Annotated in this window: 18 protein-coding genes and 1 tRNA gene; 12 read left to right on the forward strand and 7 right to left on the reverse strand. The window is 63.5% G+C overall.

Annotated elements, in window-relative coordinates; genetic code table 11:
- Nucleotides 1-4: 4 nt before the first annotated feature.
- From hisA to AC07Y9_RS07715, 5 genes are all read right to left on the reverse strand, one after another.
- The gene (hisA, locus tag AC07Y9_RS07695; RefSeq protein ID WP_007921811.1) at nucleotides 5-742 is read right to left on the reverse strand and encodes a 1-(5-phosphoribosyl)-5-[(5-phosphoribosylamino)methylideneamino]imidazole-4-carboxamide isomerase; all 738 of its coding nucleotides are present in this window, start codon (nucleotides 740-742) and stop codon (nucleotides 5-7) included.
- Nucleotides 743-843: 101 nt separating this feature from the next.
- Complete coding sequence (locus AC07Y9_RS07700) at nucleotides 844-1,101, reverse strand: DUF2164 domain-containing protein (protein WP_007921810.1); 258 nt, start codon at nucleotides 1,099-1,101, stop codon at nucleotides 844-846.
- The gene (gene hisH, locus AC07Y9_RS07705) at nucleotides 1,102-1,740 is read right to left on the reverse strand and encodes an imidazole glycerol phosphate synthase subunit HisH (RefSeq protein ID WP_102680691.1); all 639 of its coding nucleotides are present in this window, start codon (nucleotides 1,738-1,740) and stop codon (nucleotides 1,102-1,104) included.
- The gene (hisB, locus tag AC07Y9_RS07710; RefSeq protein WP_007921806.1) at nucleotides 1,740-2,333 is read right to left on the reverse strand and encodes an imidazoleglycerol-phosphate dehydratase HisB; all 594 of its coding nucleotides are present in this window, start codon (nucleotides 2,331-2,333) and stop codon (nucleotides 1,740-1,742) included. Before hisB ends, hisH begins: the two co-directional genes overlap by 1 nt.
- Before the next feature lie 332 nt (nucleotides 2,334-2,665).
- Nucleotides 2,666-4,327 carry an OFA family MFS transporter gene (locus tag AC07Y9_RS07715; protein ID WP_102677351.1) on the reverse strand — a complete coding sequence of 554 codons (1,662 nt, stop codon included), beginning with the start codon at nucleotides 4,325-4,327 and terminating at the stop codon, nucleotides 2,666-2,668.
- A 378-nt stretch (nucleotides 4,328-4,705) separates the two neighbouring features.
- Between AC07Y9_RS07715 and AC07Y9_RS07720 the strand changes: the two genes are divergently transcribed.
- The 5 genes from AC07Y9_RS07720 (at nucleotide 4,706) to AC07Y9_RS07740 (ending at nucleotide 8,925) form a co-directional block, all read left to right on the forward strand.
- The gene (locus tag AC07Y9_RS07720) at nucleotides 4,706-5,116 is read left to right on the forward strand and encodes an acetyl-CoA sensor PanZ family protein (protein WP_102680692.1); all 411 of its coding nucleotides are present in this window, start codon (nucleotides 4,706-4,708) and stop codon (nucleotides 5,114-5,116) included.
- A 68-nt stretch (nucleotides 5,117-5,184) separates the two neighbouring features.
- Nucleotides 5,185-7,413, forward strand: a complete 2,229-nt coding sequence (locus AC07Y9_RS07725) for an AsmA family protein (RefSeq protein WP_087089680.1) — start codon at nucleotides 5,185-5,187, stop codon at nucleotides 7,411-7,413.
- Nucleotides 7,410-8,477 carry an A/G-specific adenine glycosylase gene (gene mutY, locus AC07Y9_RS07730; RefSeq protein WP_087089678.1) on the forward strand — a complete coding sequence of 356 codons (1,068 nt, stop codon included), beginning with the start codon at nucleotides 7,410-7,412 and terminating at the stop codon, nucleotides 8,475-8,477. The genes AC07Y9_RS07725 and mutY overlap by 4 nt, the downstream gene beginning before the upstream one ends.
- A complete protein-coding gene (locus AC07Y9_RS07735; RefSeq protein WP_007921798.1) occupies nucleotides 8,474-8,746 on the forward strand; it encodes an oxidative damage protection protein in 273 nt (90 codons plus the stop codon). Before mutY ends, AC07Y9_RS07735 begins: the two co-directional genes overlap by 4 nt.
- 103 nt (nucleotides 8,747-8,849) lie before the next feature.
- Nucleotides 8,850-8,925, forward strand: a tRNA-Phe gene (locus tag AC07Y9_RS07740).
- 87 nt (nucleotides 8,926-9,012) lie between these two features.
- Here the strand turns inward: AC07Y9_RS07740 and AC07Y9_RS07745 are convergent.
- On the reverse strand, nucleotides 9,013-9,471 hold the full coding sequence (locus AC07Y9_RS07745; protein WP_009041751.1) for a hypothetical protein: 459 nt from the start codon (nucleotides 9,469-9,471) through the stop codon (nucleotides 9,013-9,015).
- Between the two features lie 365 nt (nucleotides 9,472-9,836).
- Here AC07Y9_RS07745 and AC07Y9_RS07750 point away from each other — a divergent pair, with 365 nt between their 5' ends.
- Complete coding sequence (locus tag AC07Y9_RS07750; RefSeq protein ID WP_102680693.1) at nucleotides 9,837-10,805, forward strand: alpha/beta hydrolase family protein; 969 nt, start codon at nucleotides 9,837-9,839, stop codon at nucleotides 10,803-10,805.
- 103 nt (nucleotides 10,806-10,908) lie between these two features.
- Nucleotides 10,909-11,307: a hypothetical protein gene (locus AC07Y9_RS07755; protein WP_009046516.1), complete on the forward strand. Its 399-nt coding sequence runs from the start codon at nucleotides 10,909-10,911 to the stop codon at nucleotides 11,305-11,307.
- Nucleotides 11,308-11,624: 317 nt separating this feature from the next.
- Here the strand turns inward: AC07Y9_RS07755 and gabP are convergent, their stop codons facing one another.
- Complete coding sequence (gene gabP / locus AC07Y9_RS07760) at nucleotides 11,625-13,022, reverse strand: GABA permease (protein WP_102680694.1); 1,398 nt, start codon at nucleotides 13,020-13,022, stop codon at nucleotides 11,625-11,627.
- Nucleotides 13,023-13,576: 554 nt separating this feature from the next.
- Between gabP and AC07Y9_RS07765 the strand changes: the two genes are divergently transcribed.
- The 5 genes from AC07Y9_RS07765 (at nucleotide 13,577) to AC07Y9_RS07785 (ending at nucleotide 17,876) form a co-directional block, all read left to right on the forward strand.
- Entirely contained in the window at nucleotides 13,577-14,350 is a 774-nt protein-coding gene (locus AC07Y9_RS07765) for an ABC transporter ATP-binding protein (protein WP_007922616.1), read from the forward strand.
- Nucleotides 14,351-14,363: 13 nt separating this feature from the next.
- On the forward strand, nucleotides 14,364-15,119 hold the full coding sequence (locus AC07Y9_RS07770; protein ID WP_087089668.1) for an ABC transporter substrate-binding protein: 756 nt from the start codon (nucleotides 14,364-14,366) through the stop codon (nucleotides 15,117-15,119).
- A 78-nt stretch (nucleotides 15,120-15,197) separates the two neighbouring features.
- Entirely contained in the window at nucleotides 15,198-15,893 is a 696-nt protein-coding gene (locus AC07Y9_RS07775; protein WP_007922609.1) for an ABC transporter permease, read from the forward strand.
- Nucleotides 15,890-16,579: an ABC transporter permease gene (locus tag AC07Y9_RS07780; protein ID WP_007922607.1), complete on the forward strand. Its 690-nt coding sequence runs from the start codon at nucleotides 15,890-15,892 to the stop codon at nucleotides 16,577-16,579. The genes AC07Y9_RS07775 and AC07Y9_RS07780 overlap by 4 nt, the downstream gene beginning before the upstream one ends.
- Nucleotides 16,580-16,664: 85 nt before the next feature.
- On the forward strand, nucleotides 16,665-17,876 hold the full coding sequence (locus tag AC07Y9_RS07785; RefSeq protein WP_102680695.1) for a methyltransferase: 1,212 nt from the start codon (nucleotides 16,665-16,667) through the stop codon (nucleotides 17,874-17,876).
- Nucleotides 17,877-18,070: the final 194 nt, after the last annotated feature.

The following is an 18,070-nucleotide window of genomic DNA, read 5'->3' on the forward strand; positions in this document are numbered from 1 at the left end:
GTCCTCAGCCTTGGTACGAATCGCAGAAGGCTTGCGCCTCGGCGACGTCGAGGGTGCCTTCGTAGATCGCGCGGCCGGTAATGGCGCCAATGATCCCCGGAGCCTTGGCATCCAGCAGGGCCTTGATGTCGCCCAGGTTGTGGATACCGCCGGAAGCGATCACCGGGATCTTGGTGGCAGCGGCCAGGGCGGCGGTGAAGGGTACGTTGCAGCCCTGCATCATGCCGTCTTTGGCGATGTCGGTATAAACGATGGCGGACACGCCGTCGGCTTCGAAGCGCTTGGCCAGGTCGATGACCTGCACGCTACTGACCTCGGCCCAGCCGTCGGTGGCGACGAAGCCGTCCTTGGCGTCCAGGCCGACGATCACTTTGCCCGGGAAGGCGCGGCAAGCTTCGGCGACGAATTCCGGCTCTTTCACCGCCTTGGTGCCGATGATCACGTAGCTCACGCCAGCCTTGACGTAGTGCTCGATGGTTTCCAGCGAGCGGATGCCGCCACCGATCTGGATCGGCAGGTTCGGGTAGCGCTTGGCGATGGCGGTGACCACTTCGCCGTTGACCGGCTGGCCTTCGAAGGCGCCGTTCAGGTCGACCAGATGCAGACGGCGGCAGCCGCCCTCCACCCACTTGGCAGCCATGCTCACCGGGTCATCGGAGAACACCGTGGAATCTTCCATGCGGCCCTGGCGCAGACGTACACAGGCACCGTCTTTGAGATCGATAGCGGGGATAATCAGCATGCTTTTTCCTTCGTCAAAAGAGCGGCAAGCTGCAAGCGACAAGCTGCAAGCATGCGGTGTACCAATTCTTGCAGCTTGAAGCTTGCGGCTTGCAGCTGCTCCTAATTTTTTTCGAGCGCCCACAGGTCGCTTTCGATGCTTTCGAACCGCTCTTTGAGCTGGGCCTGCACATCGAAAATCGCCCTGTTGTAATAGTGCGGAGCAATTTCGCGGGTAAACAGTTCAAGAATCTCGGCCGCCTCGAACGAACCCAGGTCGAGCTCGAAACGATCTTCCATAAAGCGCTGGATCTTGTGATTGGCCTCACTCTCCTGCTCGGGCGTGAGGGTCAGGATCGGCGCCTTCTTCTTGACCGCCATTTACCAGCGACCGTCCCACGCCGCGAAGTTCTGCAGCAATTGCAGGCCATGGGTATGGCTTTTCTCCGGGTGGAACTGCACGGCGAAGCGCGAGCCCTCGGCCAGTGCCGCGGCGAAATCGACGCCGTAGTGGCCGCTACCGACCACCTGCCGCGCGTTGCCGGCGGCGATGTAGTAGCTGTGCACGAAGTAGAAGCGCGCCAGGTCCGGGATGTTGTGCCACAGCGGATGGCTCACCGCCTGTTTCACTTCGTTCCAGCCCATGTGCGGGACTTTCAGGTGCTCGCCGTCCTCATACAGGCCCTTGCCGAAGAACTTCACCTGGCCGGGGAACAGGCCGATGCAGTCGACGCCGTCGTTCTCTTCGCTGCGGTCGAGCAAGGCCTGCATGCCCACGCAGATGCCGAGGAACGGACGGTCCTGGCTGACTTCACGCACCAGCGTGTCGAAGCCCAGGCGACGGATCTCCGCCATGCAGTCGCGAATCGCGCCGACGCCGGGGAATACCACCCGGTCGGCTTCGCGAATCACATCGGCATCGCTGGTGATCAGCACCTTGCCGGCGCCAACGTGCTCGAGGGCCTTGGCCACCGAGTGCAGGTTGCCCATGCCGTAATCGATAACCGCGACCGTCTGCATTACAGCACGCCCTTGGTCGAAGGCATCTGCCCGGCCATGCGGTCATCCAACTCCACGGCCATGCGCAGCGCGCGGCCGAAAGCCTTGAACACGGTTTCGATCTGGTGGTGGGTGTTGTGCCCACGCAGGTTGTCGATGTGCAGGGTGACGTTGGCGTGGTTGACGAAGCCCTGGAAGAATTCCTGGAACAGGTCGACATCGAAGCCGCCCACGGTGGCGCGGGTGTAAGGCACGTGCATCTGCAGGCCAGGGCGGCCGGAGAAGTCGATCACCACGCGCGACAGCGCTTCATCGAGCGGCACGTAGGCGTGGCCGTAGCGACGGATGCCCTTCTTGTCGCCGATGGCTTTGGTGAAGGCCTGGCCCAGGGTGATACCGACATCCTCCACGGTGTGGTGGTCGTCGATATGCAAGTCGCCTTTGCTTTCGATATCCAGGTCGATCAGCCCGTGACGGGCGATCTGGTCCAGCATGTGCTCAAGGAAGGGAACCCCGATATCGAATCGGGCCTTTCCGGTGCCATCCAGGTTGATCGAGGCTTTGATCTGGGTTTCCAGAGTGTCGCGCTCGACGGACGCCTTACGTTCGGCCATCACCAGCTCCGCAAAATCATTGGGCGAAAAAGGCGAACATTATAGGCCGGACGGCGGCTAAACAGGAACACGCAGGACAAGATCCTGACGGGCTGAAGCCAATAAAGCCGGGGCTGTACCTGTCATGACAAGCAATATGAAATCGATGGCCGCTACCGAAGCCTCCCGAAAGCCCACGACCGATCGCAAATCTTCTGTAGGAGCGAGGCTTGCCCGCGATGAGCGAACGATAGCGGGGTATACCTGATGCACCGCGCGATCCTGTTCGCGGGCAAGCCTCGCTCCTACAGAAAAAAGTCGATGCGCCTGGCAGCAATACCAGGCGCAATCACTTAGTGGAACAACACCGCGGTCTTCTGCAGGGTGACCCACACGCCCCACGCCAGCGGAATACCCACCACCAGCCAGGCGGCGACCGCCAGCGGCACGCTGCCGGACGAGGCCTTCCACTCCAGCACGGTGGTGCTGTCTGCGCCCTTGTCATGGCCCAGCGCCTGTTCGGCGGCCAGCTCGGCGTCGGTCATGAAGTACTTGTCGGCCACCGGACGCACCAGCAGGTTGCACAGGAAGCCCAGCACCAGCAGGCCGGCGAGGATGTACAAGGTAATGTCGTAGGCCGCGGCGCGCTCGACGCCGATGCTCAGCTGATATTCACGCAGGTAGTTCACCAGTACCGGGCCAAGCACGCCCGCCGCCGCCCAGGCGGTCAGCAGGCGACCGTGGATCGCGCCCACCATCTGGGTGCCGAACAGGTCCGCCAGGTAGGCCGGAACCGTGGCGAAACCGCCGCCGTACATCGACAGGATGATGCAGAACGCCGCCACGAACAGCGCGACGTTGCCCAGGTGCCCGAGGTTCGGGATCAGCGCATACAGGGCAAAACCCAGGGCGAAGAACACGAAGTAGGTGTTCTTGCGCCCCAGGTAGTCGGAGAACGACGCCCAGAAGAAGCGGCCACCGATGTTGAACAGGCTCAGCAGGCCGGTGAAGCCGGCGGCGATCGCGGCGATCGACGCCAGTTGCGAGGCATCCAGCTGACCGAAGGCCAGTTCATTGCCCAGCAGCTTGCCGGCGAAGACTTCCTGCAACAGCGGCGAAGCCATGCCGAGGATGCCGATACCCGCGGAAACGTTCAGGCACAGCACCAGCCATACCAGGCGGAACTGCGGGGTTTTCCAGGCCACGTTCACATGCACGTGACGGTGGGTGATCATCGCGTTCGCGGCTTTTTTCGCCGGTGGGGTCCAGCCCTCAGGCTTCCAGCCGGTCGGCGGCACGCGGTACGACAGCGCGCCACCGATCATGAACACGAAGTAGATCGCCGCCATCACCAGGAAGCTCTGCCAGACGCCGACGCCGGTTGGCGAAGCGAAGTGGCTCATCAGTGCCGCCGCCAATGGCGCACCGACCATCGCACCACCGCCGAAGCCCATGATCGCCATGCCGGTGGCCATGCCGCGCTTGTCCGGGAACCATTTGATCAGGGTCGACACCGGCGAAATGTAACCCAGGCCCAGGCCGATACCGCCGATCACGCCGGAGCCGAGCCACATCAGCCAGATCTGGTGGGTATAGATACCCAGCGCCGAAATCAGCAGGCCGCCGCACCAGCACAGCGCCGATACCACACCGGCCTTGCGCGGGCCGGCGTGTTCCAGCCAGCCGCCCCAGATCGCCGCGGAGCAGCCGAGGAAGATGAAGAACAGGGTGTAGATCCAGCCGAGCATCGAGATCGGCCAGTCGCACTGGGACGAAAAGACCTGCGCGATAAAGCTCATGTCCGGGGCGCAGGCCACCGGGGCGGTCACGCCCAGGGCCTTGGACAGCGGCAACCAGAACACCGAGAAGCCGTAGGCCATGCCGATGCACAGGTGGATGGCCAGGGCGGCCGGTGGAACCAGCCAACGGTTGAAACCGGGCTTGGCGATGATGCGTTCTTTGGACAAGAACGCCGGCTGGGCGGCAATCGCGCCCGCCTCGGTGCTAGTGCTCATGAGTGTTTCCCCCAATTATTGGAATTATTCGCCGGCCACTCTCCACTCACGACCTTTGCACGCAGACGTGGCCGTTTTATCGAGTGAAGCTCCATAGAGTGCGACTTTTGGTCGCGGAAGGGCAGATGAACTGCGAGAGATTACCATTTGCTCGTGACAGAAAAAGCAAACTGCCATCACCTTTTCAGCGTCATCTGCTCCGCAAGACGGCAATAACGCTTCTGTAGGAGCCAGGCTTGCCGGCGATGGGTGTTATGCGGTGTGTCAGGCAGAACGCTTCGCGGGCAAGCCTCGCTCCTACAGAAGCCTGCCCCTCGCCAGCCCATGCGCTGCTGTCGATAATGGCCAGCCATTCCTTCGCTCTGCACAGGATTCCCCATGCCCATCGTTGTCGAGTCGCTGAAAGAAATCAGCTATCAGGATCAGCAGGACCTGCAGAAGATCTACCGCGACGCTCCGCCCTGGCTGTTCGCCCCGCAGCGCGACGATATGGAACTGATCGAGGCCGCCCTGGGCGACGGCAGCCTGATCGCCGGGCGCTTCAACGACCGCCTGCTGGGCGCCGCCCGCCTGCAACGGCACCAAGACGTCTGGCACCTGTCCCAATTGTGTGTGCGCAAGATCACCCGGCGTCGCGGCGTGGCCGAGCGACTGGTGAGCGAAGCCCGGACAATGGCCGCCCGGCACGGAGCCACCTTGCGCCTGCTGGCCCCCGCCGGGCACCTCGAAGCCCAGGCGCTGGCGGCCAAGCTGCAGATACCGCTGGATGTGCTGCAAAGCGATCAGTGACCAGTGGCCAGGTCCGGGGCGTTATACTCCCCGGCTAAATTCGAATTCGACACTACAAGGACTCGCCCATGAAAGCGTTCGGCAAAATCCTGGGTCTGGTACTTCTCGGGCTGTTGCTGATCATCGTGGCTCTCGGCTTCGCCCTGACTCACCTGTTTGATCCCAACGACTACAAAGAAGAAATTCGCCAGATAGCCCGCGACAAGGCCCACATCGAGCTGACGCTCAATGGCGATATCGGCTGGAGCCTGTTCCCCTGGCTCGGCCTCGAACTGCATGAAGCCGGGGTCGCCACCCTGGCCAACCCGACCCAGCCGTTCGCCGATTTGCAGATGCTCGGCTTGTCGGTCCGCGTGCTGCCGCTGCTGCGCCGCGAAGTGCAGATGAGCGATGTGCGTGTCGAAGGCCTGAACCTGCGCCTGACTCGCAACAAGGATGGCCACGGCAACTGGGAAGACATCGGCAAGGTCGCCCCCGCCGACAAGCAGGCCGCAACCCCGGCCACCAGCACCGGCGAAACCACGACCACGACCCCGGCCACCACGGAAAAACCGGCGCAGCCTATCCGCCTGGATATCGACAGCCTGACCGTGAACAACGCCCGGGTGGAATACAACGACGAGCAGAGCGGCAAGCAGTTCACCGCCGAAAGCATCCAACTGAGCACCGGCCCGATCCACGAAGCGACCAATACCCCGGTCAAGCTCACTGCCTTCCTCGCCAGCACCCAGCCGGCCGTGCGCGTGCGCACCGAGTTGAAGGGCGAGCTGCGCTTCGACCGCGCCCTCAAGCGCTACCAGTTCGAAGACATGAAACTGTCCGGCGAAGCCGCCGGCGATCCGCTGCAAGGCAAGACCCTGACCTTCGCCGCCCAGGGCCAGCTGCTGCTGGACAAGGCCGCCAACGTCGCCGAATGGAACAGCCTGAAGCTCTCGCTCAACCAGCTGCGCGCCATCGGCGAGCTCAAGGTCAACGACCTGGACAAGACCCCGCAGCTCAACGGCGGCATTTCCATCGCCCAGTTCGACCTGGCCAAGTTCGTCGACAGCATCGGCCAGACCCTGCCGGCCATGGCCGAAGGCAGCCTGAGCAAAGTCGAGCTGGTCAGCCGCCTGTCCGCCACGCCGAACAGCATCGCCCTGGAAAACATCAACCTGAAACTCGACGACAGCAGCTTCAGCGGCCGCCTGGCGGTCGAAGACCTGGCCAAGCAATCGCTGCGCGCCCAGCTCAAGGCCGACACCTTCGACGTCGACCGCTACCTGCCGCCGAAATCCGCCGAAGCCAACAGCGCCGCGGTGGCACGCAAGGCCGAAGTGCAGAGCAGCGAAGCCAGCGCCGTCGCCGGGGCCGGCAACTCGCCGCTGCCGGACGCGCCGACCAAGGGCGCCTGGAGCACCGAGCGCCTGCTGCCGGTGGAACGCCTGAGCAAGCTGGATGTGGACGCCGACCTGAGCTTCGGCCAGTTGACCCTGGACAAGCTGCCGATCCAGAACGCCACGCTCAAGGCCAACGGCCAGGGCGGCCTGCTGAAACTCGAAGGCCTGCGCGGCGAGCTGTACAACGGCAGCTTCGAAGCCAACGGCAACCTCGACGTGCGCCAGCCAACGCCACAGTTGAGCCTGCAGACCAGGATCAACCGGGTACCGGTGGAACGCATCCTGGAAAGCCAGGGGCAGAACCCGCCGGTCAAGGGCCTGGTGACCCTCGACAGCAACCTGACCAGCAGCGGCAACAGCCAGAAGGCGCTGGTCGACGGCCTCAACGGCAACGCCAGCTTCGTCGTCAACAACGGCGTGCTGCTCAATGCCAACCTCGAACAGCAAGTGTGCCAGGGCATCGCCACGCTGAACCGCAAGACCTTGAGCAGCGAGCCGCGGGGCAAGGACACACCCTTCCAGGAACTCAAGGGCAACCTGACCCTGCGCAACGGCGTGGCCAGCAACCCGGACCTGAAAGTGCGCATCCCGGGCATGAGCGTCAAAGGCAATGGCGACATCGACCTGCGCGTACTGGGCATGGATTACCGCGTCGGCATCGTCGTCGAAGGCGACAAGAGCGACATGCCGGACCCGGCCTGCCAGGTCGGCGAGCGTTTTGTCGGCATCGAACTGCCGCTGCGCTGCCGCGGCCCGCTGGAACTGGGCGCCAAGGCCTGCCGCCTGGACCGCGACGGCCTGGGCCAGGTCGCGGCCAAGCTGGCCGGCGATCGCCTCAGCGAAAAACTCGATGAGAAGCTGGGCGACAAGGTCAGCCCGGAACTGAAAAACGCGCTCAAAGGGCTGTTCAAACGATGAGGGCCGAGCAGTTCGCACCGGCGGTACTGGACTGGTACGACCGCCATGGCCGCCATGACCTGCCCTGGCAGCAAGAGATCAACCCGTATCGGGTATGGGTCTCGGAAATCATGTTGCAGCAGACCCAGGTCAGTACCGTGCTCAACTACTTCGACCGGTTCATGGCCTCGCTGCCGACGGTCCAGGCCCTGGCCGCCGCGCCGGAAGACGAAGTGCTGCACCTGTGGACCGGCCTGGGTTACTACACCCGCGCACGCAACCTGCAAAAGACCGCGAAGATCGTGGTCGCCGAGCATGGCGGCGAGTTTCCCCGCGACGTGGAAAAACTCACCGAGTTGCCGGGCATCGGCCTGTCCACCGCCGGCGCCATCGCCAGCATCAGCATGGGCCTGCGCGCGCCGATCCTCGACGGTAACGTCAAGCGGGTGCTGGCGCGCTTTACCGCGCAGGAGGGCTACCCAGGCGAACCCAAGGTGGCCAAGCAGCTGTGGGCCGCGGCCGAGCGCTTCACCCCGCAGACCCGGGTGAACCATTACACCCAGGCGATGATGGACCTGGGTGCCACCCTCTGTACCCGGAGCAAACCCAGCTGCCTGCTGTGCCCCCTGGAAAGAGGCTGCGAAGCGCACATGCTGGGCCTGGAAACCCGCTACCCGATTCCCAAGCCACGCAAGACGGTCCCGCAGAAACGCACGCTGATGCCGATGCTGGCCAACCACGAAGGCGCCATCCTGCTGTACCGCCGGCCCTCCAGCGGCCTGTGGGGCGGTTTGTGGAGCCTGCCGGAGCTGGACGACCTGGCGGACCTGGAACACCTGGCTTCGCAGCACTCGCTGGAGCTGGGCAAGCAACAGGAAATGCCCGGGCTGGTGCACACCTTCAGTCACTTCCAGCTGGCCATCGAGCCCTGGCTGGTGCAGGTCCAGGCATCCACCCATCACGTGGCCGAGGCCGACTGGCTCTGGTATAACCTCGCCACCCCGCCGCGCCTGGGCCTTGCCGCCCCGGTGAAAAAGCTGCTCAAACGCGCGGCCGACGTATTGAACGCAGGAGAGTTGCAATGACCCGCACCGTAATGTGCCGCAAGTACAAAGAACAATTGCCGGGCCTGGAGCGTCCTCCGTACCCGGGTGCCAAGGGCCAGGAGATTTTCGAGCACGTGTCCGCCAAGGCCTGGGCCGACTGGCAGAAACACCAGACCCTGCTGATCAACGAAAAACGCCTGAACATGATGAACGCCGAAGACCGCAAATACTTGCAGGGCGAGATGGACAAGTTCTTCTCCGGCGAGGAATACGCCAAGGCCGACGGCTACGTGCCGCCGTCCGAGTAATTGCGCTCAAATCGGGGCGGGAACGTAAGCGGCGGTAATAATTAAACTTTTTTTCAAAACTTGCTTGACGCCCCCCCGAAAAACCCGTTTAATGCGCCCCGTTGCCCAGATAGCTCAGTCGGTAGAGCAGGGGATTGAAAATCCCCGTGTCGGCGGTTCGATTCCGTCTCTGGGCACCACTAATACCGAAACCCCTGAATCGCAAGATTCAGGGGTTTTTTATTGCCTGCGATTTGATGTGCCTGCTTTAGCATCGCAACCTTCACTCAATAACTGTCATTCCAGTGCAGGTTGAGGTCGCGAATGCCCGCCACTTTCATATCCACCGTGTTGCGCTCGGTATGTCCGCCACGGGTGGCGATAACCTGGTACTTGCCGGCCGGCAGTTGCACAAAGACGATGGGGCCCACCTGATTCAGGGTCAGGACCGGCTGCCCTTGCGGGTTCTGGATCGCCAGGTCGACATCCGAGGTGTATTTGTTTTCCGGGCCGACGGAAAAGGTCATGTGCAGGTTGTACCCCTTGGTCTGCAAGAGCGCCCGCGATTCGTCCAGGCCGATACCGCCGGACAGATAGGTAATGCCGTTCTGCTGTTGAGGTTCCAGCTGCACGCCCGCCGGGTCGATGGGTTCGTTGCTGGGGGTGGCGGACTGTACGCTGAACGGCGCGAGTGACAGGAACGCCGCGAGAACGCCTGTTACGACACACAAGTAAAAGGACTTCATGATGAGCACTCCCGGGTTCGTCTCGAACCACTGAATGGGAACGCCACCGCCAAGAGCCCAGCCCCAGAACGGCGGCGTCCGGGTCTCCCCTTTTCATCTTGAATAGCCCAGCTACGCCTCAGGCAAACGATGCTCGAATGAACAGCCCGTGAGCGTCATGCATCCGTGATCGCCCCCAGGCCCTGATATTCAGTGTACGCCCCGATGCCAGGCCGTTTAGATCGATTCGGTGTGAGACTTTTAACCAAAAGTACCTAGCAGCGGCGCCAATCCCGACGGTTGCCACGGCGCGGACAAGGCGGTTATTAATGCTTGCACTTAAAAAGAGCCGACACGCCTTTTCGCCCGCAAAGGAATACGCGCCGATGACCGTGCAATCCCCGCCCTCGCCCCTGCACCCGGCCAGCACCGTGACCAGCAGCCCCGGCACGGCCTTCCGCGAACCCGCCGCCGATGGCTTTATCCTCGGCGGTTTCACCTGGCGCCATGCCGAACCGGACCCCGCACGCCCAGTAGTGATCATCAATGCCGCCACCTCCGTGCGTTGCCGGCACTATTCGCGGTTCGCCGATTACCTGTTCAGCCATGGCTTCGACATCATCACCTACGACTACCGCGGCATCGGCGAGTCGCGGCCGGCCTCGATGCGCAAGCTGAAGGCGTCCTGGTCGGACTGGGGCAGCCTGGACTTCGAAGCCATGCTGCAACGCGCGCAGCGGGAATGCCCCGGCCAGCCCATCGATGTGGTCGGACACAGCTTCGGCGGCTGCGCCGCGGGGCTGGGCGCATCCGGGCAGTTGATCCGCCGCGTGGTGACCGTAGGCGCGCAGTTCGCCTACTGGCGCGACTACGCCCCGGCGAGCCGTTGGCGCATGCTGGGCAAGTGGCATGTTGTGATGCCGCTGCTGACGGCGATTTACGGCTACTTCCCCGGCAAGCGCATGGGCTGGCTGGAGGACACCCCCGCCGGCGTGGTGCGCGACTGGGCCACGCCCACCGCGCACTATCAACGGCGGCCCAGCGGGCGCCACCTGGCGCGCCGGGACCCGGCGCTGCCCTTCGCCCGGGTCAAGGCGCAGCTGCTGGCCATCAGCATCAGCGACGACCCTTACGGCACCGTGCCGGCCATCGAGCGCCTGCTGGGCTACTTCACCGCCAGCCAGCGCAGCCATTGGCGCATCGAACCCGAGGACATCGGCGAGCGGGAAGTCGGGCACTTCGCGTTTTTCCGCAGCCATTACCAGGACCGCCTGTGGCCGATCGCCCTGGCCTGGCTGCAACACGCCGCGTTGCCCAGCGACACCCCGGGACGCCTGATCAGCGGTAGCCGTTGAGCGTGCCAGGCAGCGCATTTACTGGCATCCTCTGCCGCCTGAAAGCCAGGCCGGACACTGTATCCATCCCTGGCCCCCTCTTTGCGCAAAAGGTACGACGCCCATGGCATCTGCGAACAAGCAACACAAAAGAGCCCAGCGGGCGAAAACCAAGGCCAAGCAGAACCGCACCCAGCGCAACGCCGCGCCGGTGGAGCTGGACCCGAACGACGACCGCATCGACTTCGAATCGGTGGACCTGACCGAGCTGTTCAAGAAGATGATCGACGCCGAGAAGACCAGCCAGCAGGCGATGTGCGCGGCGTTCCTGGAAGACCCGCTGCTGGAGATCGTCTACGAGCAGGAAGGCGAGGAAGGCGCCATGGACTTCATCCTCGCCGCCCTGATCGAGTACCGCCAGTGGTCCACCGAGACCGACGAGGCCGGCGCCCTGGCCTGGATCGAAAGCCCGGAGTTCCAGGCCGCCTACCTGGCCGCGTCGGAAGCCCTGATGCAGAAATAAGCTTCAACACAATCTGTAGCCGCTGGCGCAGCCTGCGATCAGCTTGGGTGGCGCTCCGACGAAGCGGCCGTCTGCGGTGGGTCAGCCATTACCCGTTTGCCGGGGTTGCGGCCGGTGCCCGGCCGATCGCAGCCTTCGGCAGCGGCTACAGCGCGTCATGCATGGCCCTCACTGCCGTGTTGAATATTCAATCGCCATCGCGAGCAAGGATCACCTTCTTCTGTAGGAGCGAGGCTTGCCCGCGAAAACGTCGGTACAGGCCCTAAAAAAGGCCGCTGTCTGCACTGACAGCGGCCTTTTTCGTTACCGGGAAAAACTCAGGCGCGGCTCAATACACCGGCCGCCTGCTTCTCCAGCTTGCGCCGACGCGCAACCAGCAGGCCCGCCGCGATCACGACGATGCTCAGCAGGCCGGTGGCGACGATCTCCATGCGGTGCCCTTCCTGGAACAGCATGATGGTCAGCACCCCGACGATGAACACAATCACCGCGTAGGTCAGGCCCGGGAACAGCCACATGCGGAAGGCGATCTTCTCGCCGGCCGCCGTGCGTTTCTGGCGCATGCGCAGCTGCGATACCGCGATCACCAGGTACACCAGCAAGGCAATGGCGCCGGAACTGGCCAACAGGAAATTGAACACCGCGGCGGGTGCCACGTAGTTGGCGAATACCGCGAGGAAGGCGGCTGCGGTGGACAGGATCACCGCCCAGTAAGGCGTGCCGCTAGTGTTGGTGCGCTTGGCCGCGGCCGGGGCGTCGCCGCGCTTGCCCAGGGAGAACAGCATGCGCGAGGCGGTGTAGAGCGCCGAGTTCAGGCAACTGGTCACCGCCACCAGCACCACCAGATCGACGATCAGCTTGGCGTTGGGGATACCCATGCGGTCGAGCACGGTCTGGTAGGAACCGACCTGGGCCAGGCTCGGGTCATTCCATGGCACCAGGGCCACGACGATAAAGATCGACACCAGGTAGAACAGGCCGATCCGCCAGATCACCGAGTTGGTGGCCTTGCTGATCTGCTGGCCCGGGTTCTTCGATTCGGCGGCGGCGATGGTGACGATCTCGGTGCCCATGAACGAGAACATGGTGGTCAGCATGGCGGCGAGTACCGCGCCCATGCCGTTGGGCAAAAAGCCCTGGGTATCGAACAGGTGCGAGACACCGCTGACATTGCTGGTCGGCAGCAAGCCGAAGATCGCCAGCAGGCCGAGCACCACGAAACCGATGATCGCCACGACCTTGATCAGGGCGAACCAGAACTCGAACTCACCGTAGTTCTTCACGCTGAACAGGTTGGTCGCGGTCAGCAGCAAGGTAATGACCAGGGTAAAGGCCCAGATCGCTATATCAGGGAACCAGGCATGCAGGATGGTCGCGGCGGCGTTGGCCTCCAGCGGAATCACCAGCACCCAGAACCACCAGTACAGCCAGCCGATGGTGAAACCGGCCCAGTGGCCGATGGCGCGGTCGGCATAAGTCGAGAAGGAACCCGTGTCCGGCGAGGCGACGGCCATTTCGGCCAGCATGCGCATCACCAGCACCACCAGGGTGCCCGCGGCCGCATAGGCCAGCAGCACGGCAGGGCCGGCTTCGGCGATGGCGTGGCCGGAACCGACGAACAGCCCGGCGCCGATTACCCCGGCGATCGACAGCATGGTGACATGCCGCGGTTTGAGCCCCTGTTCGAGGTCATTGGAGGTCTGCGTACTGCTCATTGAAACTACCTTTGCGAAGAAAGCGAAAGCGTCCACCCGGTCTGGATATTCTTTCTCGTAAAAAGAATCCAACAGGGCGTTCTTTATTTCTTACGCAAGATTTGCGCCAAAATGTTACAGGCTCCCAGCCGGCGCGGCCTGCGAAGGCGACCGGCGGATGAGCGCAAGTCCTTGAGATTAATGGCCTTGCGCCAGAACGTTACCGCACCACCCATTTGCAGAACGAAGCAGCGCACCAGAAACACACACAAAAAGTGTGCGACGCACAAATAGAGGGCGGATACGCAACCTTTGGCCGTTTTACCCTTCCAACACCTGGCCAAAGCTGGCACCATCGCGCCTTTTTTTACGCGACACCCGCTGGGAACAGGGTTCAAACGGGCGTTCGGTTGTTGACGGGGCGACAGTCTGCTGTGCCGATGCGACAACCTGTCACACGCCGTCTGCTTACACCCTGAAGCGCTGTTGGCTGTCATTCGAACGCTATGCTAGGTTGGCGCCTCGCCAGAAAAGCCGCTACCAGCAGGAGCGCAATGAACTCATGAGGACCGCACATGGCTGAGGCCACGCCCGCGCTTGAAATCCGCAACTTGCACAAACGGTACGGCTCGCTGGAGGTACTCAAGGGTGTCTCGCTGACCGCACGCGACGGCGATGTGATCTCGATCCTGGGTTCCTCCGGTTCCGGCAAGTCCACCTTCCTGCGTTGCATCAACCTCCTGGAAAACCCGCACCAGGGCCAGATCCTGGTAGCCGGTGAAGAACTCAAGCTCAAGGCCGCCAAGAACGGCGAACTGGTTGCCGCCGACGGCAAGCAGATCAACCGCCTGCGCAGCGAAATCGGCTTCGTGTTCCAGAACTTCAACCTCTGGCCGCACATGAGCGTGCTCGACAACATCATCGAGGCGCCGCGCCGGGTGCTCGGCCAGAGCAAGGCCGAAGCCATCGAAGTGGCCGAAGCGCTGCTGGCCAAGGTCGGCATCGCCGACAAGCGCCACGCCTACCCGGCCCAGCTCTCCGGCGGCCAGCAGCAACGCGCCGCCATCGCCCGCACCCTGGCGATGCAGCCCAAAGTCATCCTGTTCGACGAGCCGACCTCGGCACTGGACCCGGAAATGGTCCAGGAAGTGCTCAACGTGATCCGCGCCCTGGCCGAAGAAGGCCGGACCATGCTGCTGGTCACCCACGAAATGGGCTTTGCCCGTCAGGTCTCCAGTGAAGTGGTGTTCCTGCACCAGGGCCTGGTGGAAGAGCAAGGATCGCCACAGCAGGTGTTCGAGAACCCGCTTTCGGCACGCTGCAAACAATTCATGTCCAGCAACCGCTAACGGAGCAACACGCATGCAGAGCTATAAGAAATTCCTCCTGGCCGCTGCCGCCACTCTGGTGTTCTCGGCCAATGCGATGGCCGCCGACAAACTGAAGATGGGCATCGAAGCGGCCTACCCGCCGTTCAACAACAAGGATGCCAGCGGCCAGGTCGTCGGTTTCGACAAAGACGTCGGCGATGCCCTGTGCGCCAAGATGAAAGTCGAGTGCGAAGTGGTCACCTCCGACTGGGACGGCATCATCCCGGCCCTGAACGCCAAGAAGTTCGACTTCCTGATCTCCTCGATGTCGATCACCGACGAGCGCAAGCAGGCGGTGGACTTCACCGACCCGTACTACTCCAACAAGCTGCAGTTCATCGCGCCTAAAGACAAGACCGACTTCAAGACCGACAAGGCTTCCCTCAAGGGCAAGATCATCGGTGCGCAGCGCGCCACCCTGGCCGGCACCTGGCTGGAAGACAACCTGGGCGACGACATCACCATCAAGCTCTACGACACCCAGGAAAACGCCTTCCTCGACCTGACGTCCGGCCGCCTGGACGCGATCCTGGCCGACAAGTACGTCAACTACGAGTGGCTCAAAAGCGAAGCGGGCAAGCCTTACGAGTTCAAGGGCGACCCGGTTGAAGAAAGCGACAAGATCGGCATCGCCGTGCGCAAGAACGATCCGATCCGCGAGAAGCTCAACGCCGCCCTGAAGGAAATCGTGGCCGACGGCACCTACAAGAAGATCAACGACAAGTACTTCCCGTTCAGCATCTACTGATACTGACTGGCCTGCCCGGCGCCCTTCCCCGAGGGCGCCGGTCCTTAGCAAAGCCTGCCGCGACTTGAATAACCATCCATGAATATCGATCTCTACGGATTCGGCCCGGCGCTTGCCGCTGGCGCGCTGATGACCGTCAAGCTGGCTCTTTCGGCGCTGTGCCTGGGGCTGGTGCTCGGCCTGCTCGGCGCCTTGGCCAAGACTTCCCCGTACAAGCCGCTGCAATGGCTTGGCGGCACCTATTCGACCCTGGTGCGCGGCGTTCCCGAACTGCTCTGGGTGCTGCTGATCTACTTCGGCACCGTCAACCTGATGCGCGCCCTGGGTGAGTTCTTCGGCAACCCGGAGCTGGAACTCAATGCCTTCGCCGCCGGGGTCATCGCCCTCGGCCTGTGCTTCGGCGCCTATGCCACCGAAGTGTTCCGTGGCGCGATCCTCGCCATTCCCAAGGGCCATCGTGAGGCCGGCGTGGCCCTGGGCCTGTCGAAATGGCGGATCTTCACCAGGCTGATCATGCCGCAGATGTGGCGCATCGCCCTGCCGGGCCTGGGCAACCTGTTCATGATCCTGATGAAGGACACCGCGCTGGTGTCGGTGATCGGCCTGGAAGAAATCATGCGTCACTCGCAGATCGCCGTGACCGTGTCCAAGCAACCTTTCACCTTCTATATGGTGGCGGCCTTCATGTACCTGGGCCTGACCGTGCTGGCCATGACCGGCATGCACTTCCTGGAAAAACGCGCCGCTCGCGGCTTCGCGAGGAGCGCCCAATGAACTGGGAAGTGATCATCAAGTGGCTGCCCAAGCTGGCCCAGGGCGCCACGCTGACCCTGGAGCTGGTGGCCATCGCGGTCATCGCCGGCCTGCTGCTGGCCATTCCGCTGGGCATCGCCCGCTCGTCGCGCCTGTGGTACGTGCGCGCCCTGCCCTATGCCTACATTTTCTTCTTCCGCGGCACGCCGCTGCTGGTGCAGCTGTTCCTGGTCTACTACGGCCTGGCGCAGTTCGACGCAGTGCGTAACAGCGCGATGTGGCCGTACCTGCGCGATCCGTTCTGGTGCGCCACCGCCACCATGACCCTGCACACCGCGGCCTATATCGCCGAGATCCTGCGCGGGGCGATCCAGGCCATCCCGCCGGGCGAGATCGAAGCGGCGCGGGCGCTGGGCATGTCCAAGCCCAAGGCGCTGTTCTACATCATCCTGCCCCGGGCGGCGCGCATCGGCCTGCCGGCCTACAGCAACGAAGTGATCCTGATGCTCAAGGCCAGCGCCCTGGCCAGCACCGTGACCCTGCTGGAACTGACCGGCATGGCCCGCACCATCATTGCCCGCACCTACCTGCCGGTGGAGATTTTCTTCGCCGCCGGGGTGTTCTACCTGCTGATGTCCTATGTGCTGGTGCAAGGCTTCAAGCTGCTGGAACGCTGGCTGCGCGTCGAGCAGTGCCAAGGCCGCTGAACCGTTCGCTCCTACCGGCGCCCCGCTAACCTGTAGGAGCGAGCCTTGCTCGCGATCACCCTCCCCAGACACCGCCGAGCCCAGCATGCCCTCCACCCTCCAAGGCCCCGAACTCCTCAGCCGCTTCCAGGCCCTGGACCGCTTCCTGCTGGACCATCAACCGCTCTGGCGCCCACGCCCCTTCACCGAGCCGCAGCTGCCCTGGGAAGCCCGACACCGCGAACTCGCCCAGTGGCTGCGCCAGCGCAGCCTGGACGATGCCGAGGTCAGCCATAACCACCCAGAACGGCTCGATGCTCCCGCGCCCTTCCCCGATCTGGCGCGGACCGCCGCCGCGCTCGGTGCCGTGGCCGAGCTGCCGATGCATGAGGTGCCAGCCGCCCGCCAGCGCCTCAACGTCGATGTGCCCGGGCGCAAATGGCAGCAGATCGAAGCCTTCGCCGCCTGCCTGGGGTTCACCCGGGCGCCCGGCCACTGGCTGGACTGGTGCTCGGGCAAGGGCCATCTCGGCCGCCGCCTGCTGCAACCCGGGCAACGGCTGACCTGCCTGGAATACGACCCGGCGCTGGTCGCCAGCGGCCGGCAATTGAGCGAACACCATCGGCTGCCGGCCAGCCACCTGCAGCAGGACGTACTCGCCGCCGACGCTGCTGCCCGCCTGAGCGCCGAACACACCCCGGTGGCCCTGCACGCCTGTGGCGACCTGCATGTACGCCTGATGCAACTGGCCAGCGAACGCGGCTGCCGCCAGCTGGCTATCGCGCCCTGCTGCTACAACCGCATCAGCCATGCCGAGTACCAGCCGCTCTCCGGCCCGGCCAAGGGCTCGGCGCTGCAACTGTCCCTCGACGACCTGGGCCTGCCCCTGAGCGAGACCGTCACCGCCGGCGCCCGGGTGCGCCGCCAACGCGACAGCTCCATGGCCCGCCGCCTGGCCTTCGACCTGCTGCAACGCCGGCTGCGCGGGGTCGACGAATACCTGCCCACCCCGTCGCTGCCCGCTAGCTGGCTGGACAAACCCTTCGCCGACTACTGCCGCGACCTGGCGGCCCTCAAGGACTTACCCACAGTCGGTTCGCAGGACTGGCCGGCGCTGGAAGCCGCCGGCTGGCAGCGCCTGGCCCAGGTCCGCAACCTGGAGCTGCTGCGCGGCCTGTTTCGCCGGCCCTTGGAGCTGTGGCTGGTGCTCGATCGCGGGCTGTTTTTGCAGGAACAGGGTTACCGCGTACAACTGGGCCTGTTCTGCCCGGCACCGCTCACCCCACGCAATCTGATGCTGCTGGCGGAACGTGGATAAGTTGGATCCATCATCCTATCCAGCCTGTGGATAACTCTGTTGATGAAATCCCGCCAAAGCCGCTGAAATCGCCTGCTACAGCCTCAATACAGAGCTGGTCATTTTTTGTTCATAAAAATAAATCAGCGAAAAAACAGCCAGTTGCGGCGAGTTGAGAACGGATCCACAAAATCAGCGAAAACAGCCGCGCGACA

This window comes from Pseudomonas sp. GW456-L12 (assembly GCF_059424045.1).